The sequence below is a fragment of the Shewanella sp. genome, from assembly GCF_041630135.1.
GTDB lineage: Bacteria > Pseudomonadota > Gammaproteobacteria > Enterobacterales > Shewanellaceae > Shewanella.
In genome coordinates, this window is sequence record NZ_JBFKLW010000002.1 from 74,939 (window position 1) to 88,536 (window position 13,598).

Sequence of the window (13,598 nt, forward strand, 5' to 3'; positions counted from 1 at the left end):
TTTTTTAGCTGTGTATTTCGAATCTTAGCGTCGTGGCATGCTGGTCGTTCCAGCGGCTTCTATACTCAAAATCAGGGGTGATTTTGCCTTTGTTTTCCGGGGTGAAGCTATGAAGCCATCCAAGTTGGCTCTGTGTTGCGTTGCGGCCATGGTACCCACTGCCACATGGGCCGAGCAGTCGATTTTTGAGCTGTCGATAGAGCAGCTGGCCGACATTCAGGTGTCGGTATCGTCAAAAGTGTCTTTACCACTGAACCTGTCTCCCGCCAATATCAGCGTATTTAATCAGGAACAATTACAAACCCTTGGGGCGAGCCAGCTGGCCGGATTGGCGGATGTGACTTCGGGTTACAGCAGCTACAGCATTTACGGCGAACGGGTGCTGGAAACCCGTGGTCAGCGGGCGGGCAGTTTTGAGAATAACAAACACCTGGTGCTACTCGATGGAATTCGGCTGAACCATGCCCGCGCCAACAAGGCGCCGATTGAAAACGAGTTGCCATTACTGCCGATGAAGCAGGTGGAAGTACTGCGGGGGCCTGCCTCGGCGATTTATGGTCAGAGCGCATTTTTTGGGGTGATTAGCCTCACCTCCGACAGCGAAGGCGTTGATGGTGTGCAGCTGGATGGCAGCTATGGCGGTGATGAAGTCGGGCGCCGTGCCATGGTCAGCGGCAGGTTATCGAGCCGCCTGGGTAACAGTTTTGGGGTGTATCAGGCCTTCGATAAGGGCAGTGAGCAGGCCTTGGTGGGGCCGGACTTTTCACCTTTGCAGCGTTACTACGATGAGCAGCAGGCGCACTTTGGTTATGTGCGCCACGCCTTTGCCCCCGGCAATTGGGGCCAGTTTGTGGTGGGTTATATCGATATGCAGCGCCAGTTGGGCCTTGGCGAGCACTGGGTGGGCGATTTGTCGGTGCCACAAAACCAAATCCAGTGGGATACCCGCATCGCCTATCTCAGCTGGCAGAACACCTTTTTTGATGACTGGCAGGCCAGTGTGCGGCTGGTGAATAACGACTCGGACGAGGCGGGCACGGCCATTAACAACACCCGGGCGCAAATTGAGGCTGGAGATGAGCCGCTGTTCAGCCAGTATTCGGTGGAGGCCAACGCCCGCTTGCTGGAGGCTGAACTGCAATGGCAGCTGGGGGAGCAGCGCTCATTACTGTTGGGCGCATCATTGGAGCGGCGCCGGGATAAGGGCGGCTTTTTTGTGCCTGACTCGCCCTTTGAGGAGCTGGCACAAACCGATACCTCGGCGCCTGAGTGGCAAAGGCAGGCCTCAGACAGCGTGGAATATCGAGGGGCACTTTTTCAGTATCACGATGTTTTTCCGTCGTTTTTTGATATTCATCTTACCGCTGGGCTGCGTTACGACAGCGGCGCCTATCTGCGGGACAGTTTCAGTCATTGGTCACCAAGGGTGGCACTGGTGAAGGCGCTCAATGAGCGCTGGACGCTGAAGGCGTTGTACAGTTCGGCCTTTCGCTCGCCGGGGTTGAAGGAATACCTGCTGAACGATGAAACCCGCAATTATGTCGGCACCCATGCCGCCGATCCGGCTGCGGCTCTGGCGGGCCTGAGCAACAGTCTGGCACCCGAGACCTTCAGTTCGACCGAGCTGGATGTGTTGTATCTGCAATCCCCCTGGATGCTGAAACTGAGCGGCTTTTACAATCAAACCGACAGCGCCCTCGATGGTCGACCATTGAAATTCATCGATAATAAAGGGGATGAGCAGAGCAAAAACAGCTTTGCCAATTCGGCGCAGCGGTTTGAGGTCTATGGTGTGGAGGCCGAGTTTGAGTGGCGGTTTGCTGCCGATTGGCAACTTGGTGGCGCCCTGAGTCAGGTGTGGCCTGCCAGTGGTTCTGAAGCGGCCACCAAAGACATGCCAAAGGCTAAGCTGCTGGCCTTTGTGGCCCACGACCTCAGTTTTGCCAGGGTGCAGCTGGGCTACCGCTGGCATGGTGATATCGAAGGCGACGCCAGTGCTATTGCCAGCCTGGACGCCAGTTTACATGGGCAGTGGCGCACACTTGGCTGGCATCTGCGGTTTAAAAATCTGCTCGGCAGAGACAATTTTTACGCTTTTGATGGCGAATCCGGCAACCCGCTGCCGGGGCGCACTGTGGAACTTGGTCTCAGCTATCGGTTTGATTAATCAACAAGTTAATTATGAGCTGATTTGATTAAGAGTCGGTTTGTTCACGCGGGCGGTTGCAGCGGCAGACTTAGCCGGAAGTGTGCGCCATGGGCGCAGGGCAGGCACTGAATGTCGCCGCCGAATTTTTGGGTGACTATATTGAAAGACACATGCATCCCAAGGCCCGAGCTGCCGTCGCCGCGACGGGTGGTGAAGAAGGGGTCGAAGACCTTGGAGATGGCTTCATCCTCGATTCCTTTGCCGCTGTCCTGATAGTCGATGATGATGCCATTGCCGCTGCGATAGCATTCGAAACGGATTTGGCCGTCACTCATGTCCCGGAATCCATGCACCAGCGAGTTCATCACCAGATTGGTAAGCACCTGCGCCATGGCACCGGCTTCACAGCTGAAGCTGAGGCTTGGGTCGGCCTCAATGTGCACCTGATGTTTGCCGCGCTTGAGCTCGTGTTGCAGGCTGTCGCACACCTCGCGGATATATTCCTTCAGCTGCAGGGTACGCACTTCTTCGTAGCTTTGGTCCACCGACACCTGTTTGAAGCTGCGCACCAGTCTGGCAGCGCGATCCAGATTGCGCACCAGCAGGTCGAGGGATTGGGTCAGATCCTCCAGCAGTAGATCCAAATCTTCTTCGTTCACATCGTTGGCCCGGTATCGGCTGATAAAGCGCGACAGCTGTTCCTGCATGTGGGTCGAAGAGGTGATGCCGACCCCAACCGGGGTGTTGATCTCGTGGGCAACCCCGGCAACCAGACCACCAAGAGCCGCCATTTTCTCGCTTTTAATCAACTGGTCACGGGTATTCAAAATTTCGGTATTGGCTTTTTCAAGCTCAGTGTTTTTGTGAGCCAGCTTGAGGAACAGGCCGTTTTTAATCCGCACGCCGCGGTAAATCAGCACGATGGAGACGCTGATGGAGATAATGAGCGCGATGGAGATATACAGCAGATACTTTTGAGTTTGGATGATGGAGCTTTGGGCTTCGAGGGTTTCGCTCTGGCTGGCGAGATTTTGCTCCTTCTGCGCCAGTTCGGTTTCATAGCTTGCCAGTATCTGTTTTTGCTCGCGAATGCGCGTTTCGTTGACATTGATGGAGGCCGAGAGCGCTGCAATGTCTTCGGTCTTTTTTTTCAGCTCCTGCTGTTTGCCATCCAGCTGTGCCTGATGGCGGCTGAAGGTGGCCTGGGTGTCGGCCATGCGTTTTTCCATGTCCTGCTGCTGGGCTTGCAGGCTGGCCTGCAGTTGGCGCTGCTCTGTGATGGTGGCATCCAGCTCGGCAATCTTGGCTTGTTGTTGACGCTGCTGTTGCTGCTGAGCCTCCAGCTGACGCTGCTTCTCGGCAACCTGAGCCTGCAACCTGGCGTATTGCTCGCGGTTGGCCTGCAGGGTGGATTCCATATCCTTGACCATGGCGGCGATATCCAGCTCGGTGCCGCCGAGGATAACTATGTCTTTTGAAACGACAAGCTTTTGATAAATAAGACCGTATCTGTTTATTTCAAAACCGATTTTACCGCCGCTTTTGGCGATGAAGTTCAGTCCGAACAGCTGCTTTTCCCGGGCGTTGTCGGCAATCACCAAAATGGGTTTGTCTTTGATCTGGGCATTAATGGCCCCAAGCCTCGGCTCGCCGGCCTTATCCACCAGCACCACATCGGCCGCGGTGATGGCGCTGTTGCTGCTGCCCTGGGTCACTTTCAATCTCAGCCCGCGGATTTGCTGCTGCTCCAAGGATTTGAGCACATTCAGATACTTGCCATCATCCCCTGTGTACAACAGCTGAAGTTCATTGCGTTTGGCCTCCTCCGGCCAGGTGATGTACTTGAGGAAGTTAAACACATAGGCGGTCTTGACCTGTTCAGGGGTGAGGTCCACCGCCTGGGCCTGGGTGGCCGCAATAAAAAAGGCAATGAAATACAGGAGTTTGCCGACTCGGGTCATTCTTGCTCCGAATGATGGTTTAAAAGCTTGGGGAAGTGATAAAAGCATAGGTCGAGAGGCTGTTTTTTTCCTGTAAAAGCGCTTGATTATCGCCGGGCATGAAACTCAGCCAGTGGCTGTGGTACTCTTGGGGCATTATGATTTTTCCCCGTGTTTTTCTACACAACAGACGTACGAGAATCCTTGATGACATCAAATATTGCGCGGATCATCGCCGAAGAATTGAATGTCCGTGAGGCACAGGTGACTGCCACCATCGCCTTGCTGGACGATGGCGCAACCGTGCCCTTTGTGGCCCGTTATCGAAAAGAAGTAACAGGTGGTCTGGATGACACCCAGCTGCGAACCCTGCACAGCCGTTTGGGCTACCTGCGTGAACTCAATGACCGCCGTGACGTTATCCTGTCGTCCATTGATGCTCAGGGCAAGCTTAGCCCCGAACTCAGGGCCGCCATTCTGGGTGCCGACAGCAAGACCCGCCTTGAAGATTTATACCTGCCTTACAAGCCTAAACGCCGCACCAAGGGCCAAATCGCCATTGAAGCCGGTATCGAGCCATTGGCCGAACTGCTGCTGGCCAACCGCAGCGCCGATATCGACGCCGAAGCGAGCGCCTTTATCAATGCCGAAGCCGGATTTGCCGATGTACGCGCCGTGCTCGATGGTGCCCGTTATATCCTGATGGAGCGCTTTGCCGAAGACGCGGAGCTCATCCGCCAGGTGCGTGAACATCTCTCGGGTGTGGCTGTGCTGCAAAGCAAGGTGATTGCCGGCAAAGAGAAAGAAGGCGCCAAGTTCCGCGACTATTTTGAGCACAGCGAGCTTTTGGACAAGGTGCCATCGCACCGGGCGCTGGCCATGCTGCGTGGCCGCAACGAAGGCATTTTAAGCCTGGCGATGGTGGCCGATCCTGAAGCCGAGCCCGGCAGCGGCAGCTACTGCGAGGTGATTATTGCCGGGCATCTGGGTCTGAAACTGGGTGACAGCAGTGTGGATCAGTGGCTGAAAGCCGTGGTTACAGGTACCTGGCGCATCAAGGTGGCGCTGCAGATGGAAACCGAGTTTATCTCCCGCCTGCGTGAACAGGCCGAAGAGGATGCCATCAAGGTATTTGCCCGCAACCTCAACGACTTGCTGATGGCTGCCCCTGCCGGCTCCAAGGCCACCATGGGTCTGGACCCCGGATTGCGTACCGGGGTGAAAGTGGCGGTGGTAAACGACACCGGCAAGCTGGTGGCTCACACCACTATTTTCCCGCATGAGCCACAAAATCAGTGGGATAAGTCGCTGCGTACCCTCACCACATTGGTGAATATGCACAAGGTGGAGCTGATTGCCGTGGGTAACGGCACTGCATCCCGCGAGACCGACAAGTTGGCCGGTGAAGTGATTGCCGCCGTGAAAGAAAGCCACCCAGGCCTGACCAAGGTGATGGTGAGCGAGGCGGGCGCTTCTGTATACTCGGCCTCTGAACTGGCGGCGCAGGAGTTTCCGGATCTGGATGTATCCATCCGCGGCGCCGTGTCTATTGCCCGTCGTTTGCAGGATCCACTGGCAGAGCTGGTGAAAATCGAGCCCAAGTCCATCGGCGTTGGTCAGTATCAGCACGATGTGAGCCAGAGCCAGTTGTCCTCCAGCCTCGAAGCCGTGGTGGAAGACTGCGTAAACAGCGTAGGTGTGGATTTGAATATGGCCTCGGTGGCGCTGCTAAGTCAGGTGTCTGGTCTGAACAAGACCCTGGCGAAAAACGTGGTGGAATACCGCGACGAAAACGGCCAGTTCAGGAACCGCAAAGAGCTGCTCAAGGTGCCACGTCTTGGTCCCAAGGCCTTCGAGCAGGCTGCCGGCTTTTTGCGTATTCGTGAAGGCGATAATCCGCTGGATGCCTCGGCAGTACACCCGGAAGCCTACTCGCTGGTGCAAAACATTGCCCAGACCCGCGAGCTGCAGCTTGGCAACCTGATTGGCAATACCGAGCTGATCCGCACCCTTAAGGCTGAGGAATTCGTGACCGAGTCCTTTGGTTTGCCAACGGTGACCGACATCCTCAAAGAGCTGGATAAGCCGGGCCGCGACCCACGTGGTGAATTTAAGACCGCGCACTTCAAAGAAGGCGTGACTGAAATCCGTGACCTCAAGCTGGAGATGATCCTCGAAGGCGTGGTCACCAATGTCACCAACTTCGGCGCCTTTGTCGACATTGGTGTGCATCAGGACGGTCTGGTGCATATCTCGTCGCTGTCGGACAAGTTTGTCAGCGACCCGCACACTGTGGTGAAGGCCGGTGATGTGGTGAAGGTGAAGGTGATGGAAGTGGATGTGGAGCGCAAGCGTATTGGCCTGACCATGCGTTTGGATGAAAAGCCGCAGCCAAGCGGCCAGCCCCGGGCCCGTCAGGGGCAGGGAGGCAAGCCGGGTGGTAAGCCTCAGGGTAAGCCGCAATCGGGTGGCCAGCCTAAAGCCAAGCCGCAACCCATCAATGCTGCCATGGGTAATGCCTTTGCAGATGCTTTAGCCAAAATGAAAAAATAATCCAGCCTTTACTGGCAAAAAAACGCGGCACTTGCCGCGTTTTTTTGACTATTGAGATGCAATATATCGAGGAAATTCAGCTTTTTTAAAACCTCGCAACGGATTAGGTCGTCAGTGGGCTTCATGTCTGAAATTTGTAACATTCTGGTGAACTTTTCAGGCCGGACGGTATCATACTACTCACGTATGATACACCGCCAAAAAGAGCGGGTGCCGGAGTAACACAATGAGATTCAGAGAACCACCTCAAAGCCCGTGGCGGGCCCTGGGGATTTTTGCCGTTTTGGCGCTGCTGGCATTAACCCTGAGCCGGATTGGCTTGGGGATATGGCAAGGGGAAAGGGTAGCTGCCGTAGGTGGATGGTCGCACTTGCTGGTGCAGGGGTTGAGGGTAGACATAGCGACCTTGTGCTGGTTGTGGGGCGGCGCGGCACTGGGGACAGTGCTTTTCGGTGGCAACCATACTCTTGGGAATATGTGGCGTACTGTGCTCAGATTCTGGCTTACCGCCGGTCTGTGGCTGATGCTGTTCCTTGAAATCTCTACCCCTTCATTTATCGAAGAATACGGTATTCGGCCAAACCGTCTTTATATTGAATACCTGATTTACCCTAAAGAGGTCTTGTCCATGCTTTGGAGTGGACGGCCTTTGGAGCTGGTATTTGGGCTGTTGGCCTCGGTGGCTATTATTTGGGGAAGCTGGGGCCTCTCCGGACATCTGACCCGCAATTTGGCTTATCCACGCTGGTATTGGCGCCCGGTATTATTATTGCTTGTGGCGGCCGTCATACTGGCAGGTGGCCGCTCCACACTGGGCCACAGACCTTTGAATCCGTCAATGGTGGCCTTTTGTGATGACCCGCTGGTGAACTCACTGACGGTAAACTCCTCTTATTCGCTGGTATTTGCCATCAGTCAGATGGGCAAAGAGGCCAATGCTGCCAAAATGTATGGCGAGCTGCCCAAAGATGAGATTATTGCCGCAGTGCGCGCCGACAGTGGCCGCAGCCCCGAGCGTTTTGTGTCAGATAAGCTGCCGAGCCTGTCGGACAACCAGGCCAGTTTTCAGGGGAAGCCACGGAATTTGGTGATTATCCTTCAGGAAAGTCTGGGGGCACGTTTTGTGGGCAGCCTCGGCGGTTTGCCGCTGACGCCTAATCTCGATGCATTGTCATCCGAGGGTTGGTATTTCGATAACCTCTATGCCACAGGTACCCGCTCAGTGCGTGGCATTGAGGCGGTTACCACTGGCTTTACTCCTACGCCAGCACGTGCGGTGGTCAAGCTTGGCAAAAGCCAGCACGGTTTCTTCACCATTGCTGAAATGCTGCGTCGTCAGGGCTACGATACCTCTTTTATCTACGGTGGTGAGAGTCACTTCGACAATATGCGCAGCTTCTTCCTCGGCAATGGCTTTGGCCGCATTGTGGACGAGGATGACTATCGAAACCCAGCCTTTGTGGGCAGTTGGGGGGTATCGGATGAAGATTTGATGCGCCGCGCTGATACTGAGTTCAAGCGCCTGCATCAGGAGGGCAAGCCATTCTTCAGTCTGGTGTTCAGCTCAAGCAATCATGATCCGTTCGAGTTTCCCGATGGCCGCATTGAGCTGTTTGAGCAGCCAAAGCAGACCCGCAACAATGCCGCTAAATATGCCGATTACGCCATTGGTGAGTTCTTTAAGCTGGCCAAAGATTCAGACTATTGGAAGGATACGGTGTTTTTAGTGGTGGCTGACCATGACAGCCGGGTCGGTGGTGCCAGTCTGGTGCCGGTGAACCGCTTCCGTATTCCCGGGCTTATCATCGCCGATGGGGTTGCTGCCAGACGCGATCAACGGGTGGTCAGTCAAATCGACCTGGCACCAACCCTGTTGTCGCTGATGGGGATTTCGGGCCGTTACCCCATGCTGGGCCAGGATCTGACTCAGGTTGACGATAATTGGCCCGGACGGGCTCTGATGCAGTACGACAAAAACTTTGCCTATATGCGTGGCAATGATTTGGTTATTTTGCAGCCGGAACGGGCGCCGGAAGGCTTCCGCTATCAGCCTGAAGATGGCAGCCTGAACCCGTTCCCACAGCCGGAGACCATGCAAAAAACCGCATTGGCCTGGGCATTGTGGGGCAGTTTGGCGTATCAGCAAGGCTTGTTTACACTGGAGTAACCGGCGCTTGAACACGGCGGTGCGAGCCGCCGTGGCTGGTCTAAATCCAGGCTTCGATACCTGCCTCGGCGGCGGGCTCACTGGTGTGGCGATAGAAACTGCCCACGTGGGAGGCAATGGTACGGTACAGGGAGGCTTCCTGCCCTGTAGGCGGTGTAGCCTCCCTGGCGCCTATGGGCTGTTTGGGCGCCTTATCTTCTACCCTGACTCTTATATCTTTACGACTCAGCGCTCCCGGCGTGCGGGGTGGCATTTTAATCGCCTTGGGAGGCAGCGGCTGATTGGCCTGCTTTTCGCCTTCCCTTTGTTGCTGTTGCTGCTGGTGCTGTTGTTGCTGGCGCTCATCAACCCTTTGCTGCAGTTTTGCCTGTACCTGAGGCTCGTCGGCGGTGCGCTCATTTTGCGAATTGAAGGCCCGCTCTTCGTGGCCCTTGGTCAATTCGGGCGCGGGCACTATGGGCGGGCGTTGCTGGCTTTCTACCCGCAGAGCATCGGTCGCGGCGTTGGTCGTCGCGATCGGAACCTGAGGATAGTTGGTGACAACCAGCATGGTACATCCGTTATTAATGGCAGGAGTGTTTAAATAATAACCGCTGTAGCGCCGGGATTAAAGTTTTGCAAGCCAGCTTGCCATGCCACTCACAAATTCATCGGTATGGGAAAAGAACGGCGCATGGGACGCTTTGGCTAGCATCAGATCTTCCGCAGTGTTATTGCTGGGCATGGCGGGCATCACCCGTTTTGGCACCAGCCCGTCAAGACGTCCCCAAATTCTGAGCCAGGGTTGGCTGAGCCCGGCAAGTTCTGGCCGTAAATCCACCTGTTCCAACATCTCCAGCCCCTGCTTAAGTGCGCTTGCGTCCGGCAATGGGCGCGACAGTACCAAGTCCCGCAGGCGGCGAATGTCTTCCCGGGCGGTATCGCTGCCCATGGCCTGAATCGCCAGGAAGCGCTCGATGGTTTTGGGCAGATTTTTCCCCAATTCATTGCCAAACTGAGCCAACACCTGCGGCGGAATACCCGGCCATTTCTCGGCTTCACGTGCCATAAAGCAGGGCGATGAAGCAATGCTCACCAATGCCCTGATTCTGTTTGGATGGCGCAGTGCTGCGCGGGTTGCCACCAGGCCGCCCAGAGACCAGCCTGCCAGAATCATCTGCGGCGGTAATACCGCCATCAGAGCATCGACCCAGGCATCGAGGTCTCCGGCAACGGGGGGGCTCAGGCCAAAGCCCGGCAGGTCGACAAAATGCAACCTATACTCGGGAAACGCACCTTGCAGTGGTGCAAACACGGCACCATTCATGCCCCAGCCATGGAGTATGACCAAATCCGGCCCCTGGCCGTGGCTGTCGATATGGATTGTGTGCTGCAGCTGCTTAATCACATGTGCCTCTTATCAGGGATGATGCTATGGCCAATTTGTCACGCTGGCGCCACTTTTGGCTGCGGGCCATTGAATGTCTGGCGCAAAGTTTACCGAACCGATGTCTGCTCTGTCATCAACACCTGACTGATGGCAGCGGTATTTGCTGTCAATGTTTGGCCTCCTGTTTGTATCGGGGGCCATCCTGTTTGGGGTGTGGTCGCGGTTTAACGGCGGAGTTTGGCCTTTGTGGCAGTTGCCGTGTACTGGATGCGCTGCCGGTGGTGGCGCCAGCCAGTTATCATCAGGGTCTCGGCCACGCGATAGCCGGTATTAAGTATCAAGGACAATTGGCACCATTACAGTGTTTATGTGAGGCGCTTCTTTTCAGAGTGTGTGGGCTGGAGCGTGCCGGACTGGTGCGTCCGGTATCCTTACTGCTGCCGGTGCCCTTGCACCCCAAAAGGTTGCAACAGCGGGGTTTTAATCAGGCTCATGAGATAGCACTGATGCTGTCGCGTTTGTCGGGCATTCCGGTTGATGGTCATTTGCTTGGCCGCAGTCGCAATACCCCACAGCAGGCGGGTTTGAGCGGCAAGGTGAGGCGGCAAAATCTTAAAAATGCCTTTGTGATAAATGGCGTTTGCAGGGTGGGCTCGGTGGCGCTGGTGGATGATGTGGTGACAACCGGTAGCACGGTGAATGAAATTGCCCGCTTGCTTGAGGCGCAGGGCGTTGCGGTGCAGGTGTGGTGTCTGGCCCGGGCAGAGGCGCCCGGGCTTCTCGATAGCTGAGACTCATCGCGCCATGGCCGTCGGCAGCATATACAGGGCGTTGGCATAAATTTTTTCGCTGCCGAGCCAGATGTTGCGAAACAGCAGGTTATCGCTGAAAGCGACGACTACGCCTTTGCCCCTGGGTTCCGCCAGCATGCTGTTGCCAAGGCCAAATGCCCGTTGATATTCGTCCGATAAATAGCCGGAAATCAGCGGCTGGTCAGGATGTCTGGCGGCTATCACAAAAGGCTCACTGGTATCACCCAGCCCCAGCACTTTGTTTTTCATCACAGGTACCAGGGTGTCTGGCAGGCCAAATGCCAGCGGGTGGGCCGGATCCAACTGCCAGGCAAGCACGGCACCACCAATAGCCTGACGCGCCTTAAAAGAGTCCTTATCGGCATAGCCCAGGCCTGTCGTGGAAAATTGTTGCTGATAAAAGCGGGCTTCTTTTACGCCTGTGCGCAGCAAGTTATGGTCACCAAGCCAGGCGAGAGCACCTTTTTGTGCAACCAATACTCCACCTTCATTGATAAAGCTATCCAGTTTCCGGGCCAGGTTGTCATCAAGATGTTTGTAGTTGCCATCGGCCAGCAGCACATGGGTATATTTTTCCAGCGAAATACGTGTCAGACGATCACTGTCTACCAGGGTGACGCCTTGTTTCAGTGTGGCGTCGAGGTATTGCCAGATTTCACCGACCTCAGAGGGGTCAGAGCCTTTCCCGGTAACCAGCAAAGCATTCACAGAGTGCAATGCAACCATGTCACCACTGCCAAGATCGATACCCGAGCTGGCCGCAAAGGAGCTGAGTGGATGCCAGCGAATATTCATCTCGGTTGCAAGTTGGGTCAGAAATGTCTTAAGCGTTGCAGGCTCCATGGCGTCCTGTTTGAGATGTAACATCAGGGTGCCGACCGGAAACGGGTTGTCGCTACCAGCAGGGGTAAAGGCCTTGGTCGCCGCGCGTACCCGCAGCCCTTTACGTTGCAGTTGGACAAGTGCAGGCGCAGCTGCGCCATCGCGCCAGTCCAGCAGCACTGCCACGGAATCGTCCGGGATAGCTGCGGTTGCCAACTTGGGTTGGCTGTCGCTCAATTGGCCTGAGCCGGGGCGGAAGCTTTCGGCCACGATGAGATTAAAGGCAGAAGGTAAATCCCAGGCACTGACATCATAGAAAGTTGGATCGGCAAAGCGGGTGCGGCGCTCAAACAGGGCCTCAACCAAAACCGACTGAGATTGTTCGTCAGGAATAAACAAACTATCTTCTGCGCGATAGATTTGTTTGCCAGTCTTCAGATCCTGACTCAGATAGCTGAACTCAATGCCGTGCTGGCTCAGCAGCTTTGCCAGTTCATTGAGGCGTTGATGGTCGCCGCGGGTAGACACCAGTCGTCCTTGACCCCGACCCTGCTTGCCGCTTTTTCCGCTGTAAAAACTGCGTTGAAACTCAATAAGCTCCTGTCTCAGGGCATGGGTGCCCTTAAGCGCCGCCAATGAGGTGGCCAGCTGGTTGTCTATGGCCTCAGCCAGGCTGACACCGCCGTAGTCGGAGTCCTGCACCTGACCGCGGGCACTGGCCTGTTCGAACAACACGCCAACGGCACCGTTGATGTCGGGGTAAGTTGAGCCTTTACCGTAAAAGAAGTCATCGAACCCCTGGCGACTGTAATAAGGCTGGCCCTTGGCATCGAGCGCATCGCGATAATATTGCGCCAGTCGCTCGGTCAGCTGTTGATTGCGGCCATCGGTCAGTGGATGGGTACGGTCCGGGACGCCGGGCTGGAAAAAGTAACTCTGGTTGTGGCCCATTTCGTGGAAGTCCCCCACGTAATGAGGCTGCCATTTATGCAGTAAGGCAACCCGGCCGCGGCTTTCGGGGTGCCTTAAAAACAGCCAGTCGCGATTCAGATCGGCCAGATAGTGGTTGAAGCGTCCGGCAGGCCAGTTCTGATTGTGCTCCTTGTGATTTTCATCGCTTACCGGCATGCCGATACCGCGATAACTGTTTGACCAGTTTGCAAATCTGTCCAACCCATCCGGGTTTTGGCTGGGGGTTATCAACACCACGGTATTATCGAGCAGCTCGGTTACCCAGGGCTCCTGGCTGGTGGCCAGCTGCTGCACCAATGCCATGGCGGCGTGTGCGCCACTGGCCTCATCGCCGTGAATGGAGTAGGCGAGCCACACCACCAACAAAGGACTTTTGGCTTTACCTTGTTTTACCAGTTGCCTGTCTTTGAGGATATCGTCCAATTGCCTTTGATTGGCGGCAGAGGTCACAACAGCTGTGAGCTGATGGCGGCGTTCGTGACTGTAGCCTGTGCTTTCCAGCGAGACTCTGTCACTGTCTTTGGCAAGCTGAGTCAGAAAGCCATTCACCTGATCGTGGCGGATGTGCCATTCACCAAGGGGATAACCAAGGTAGTCATCCAGTGGTGTGGCCGGGGCGGCAAAGGGCAGGCTCAAACAAATGCTCAGGCACAGGCCGTTTAACAGAGAGTGGCGGGACATGAGAGACTCGTTGTTATCTTTTTGTATTACAGAACAAATTAGCAGGTTGGTTTGCAAATGACTACTTAGAGCGTTGTTTGAGCGCCGGCCAAAGTGAGATCCATCCTTCATTTTTCCCGATGACCGTTGTGGC

The 13,598-nt window shown here is 55.6% G+C and carries 8 protein-coding genes; 4 read left to right on the forward strand and 4 right to left on the reverse strand.

Annotated elements, in window-relative coordinates; all coding sequences use genetic code 11:
- Window positions 1-109 precede the first annotated feature (109 nt).
- Entirely contained in the window at window positions 110-2,167 is a 2,058-nt protein-coding gene (locus ABYK60_RS01070) for a TonB-dependent receptor plug domain-containing protein (RefSeq protein WP_372870028.1), read from the forward strand.
- A gap of 44 nt (window positions 2,168-2,211) precedes the next feature.
- Here the strand turns inward: ABYK60_RS01070 and ABYK60_RS01075 are convergent, their stop codons facing one another.
- The gene (locus ABYK60_RS01075; RefSeq protein WP_372870030.1) at window positions 2,212-4,110 is read right to left on the reverse strand and encodes a YfiR/HmsC family protein; all 1,899 of its coding nucleotides are present in this window, start codon (window positions 4,108-4,110) and stop codon (window positions 2,212-2,214) included.
- A 186-nt stretch (window positions 4,111-4,296) separates the two neighbouring features.
- Here ABYK60_RS01075 and ABYK60_RS01080 point away from each other — a divergent pair, with 186 nt between their 5' ends.
- Entirely contained in the window at window positions 4,297-6,642 is a 2,346-nt protein-coding gene (locus ABYK60_RS01080) for a Tex family protein (protein ID WP_372870032.1), read from the forward strand.
- A 226-nt stretch (window positions 6,643-6,868) separates the two neighbouring features.
- On the forward strand, window positions 6,869-8,809 hold the full coding sequence (locus ABYK60_RS01085) for an LTA synthase family protein (protein ID WP_372870034.1): 1,941 nt from the start codon (window positions 6,869-6,871) through the stop codon (window positions 8,807-8,809).
- A 40-nt stretch (window positions 8,810-8,849) separates the two neighbouring features.
- On the opposite strand, the gene ABYK60_RS01090 is transcribed toward ABYK60_RS01085, so the two are convergent.
- On the reverse strand, window positions 8,850-9,359 hold the full coding sequence (locus ABYK60_RS01090) for a hypothetical protein (protein WP_372870036.1): 510 nt from the start codon (window positions 9,357-9,359) through the stop codon (window positions 8,850-8,852).
- 57 nt (window positions 9,360-9,416) lie between these two features.
- Window positions 9,417-10,193, reverse strand: a complete 777-nt coding sequence (gene bioH / locus ABYK60_RS01095; RefSeq protein ID WP_372870121.1) for a pimeloyl-ACP methyl ester esterase BioH — start codon at window positions 10,191-10,193, stop codon at window positions 9,417-9,419.
- Between the two features lie 29 nt (window positions 10,194-10,222).
- Between bioH and ABYK60_RS01100 the strand changes: the two genes are divergently transcribed.
- Complete coding sequence (locus ABYK60_RS01100; protein WP_372870038.1) at window positions 10,223-10,969, forward strand: ComF family protein; 747 nt, start codon at window positions 10,223-10,225, stop codon at window positions 10,967-10,969.
- Between the two features lie 3 nt (window positions 10,970-10,972).
- On the opposite strand, the gene ABYK60_RS01105 is transcribed toward ABYK60_RS01100, so the two are convergent.
- Window positions 10,973-13,465, reverse strand: a complete 2,493-nt coding sequence (locus tag ABYK60_RS01105; RefSeq protein ID WP_372870040.1) for a M14 family zinc carboxypeptidase — start codon at window positions 13,463-13,465, stop codon at window positions 10,973-10,975.
- Between the last annotated feature and the right edge of the window lie 133 nt (window positions 13,466-13,598).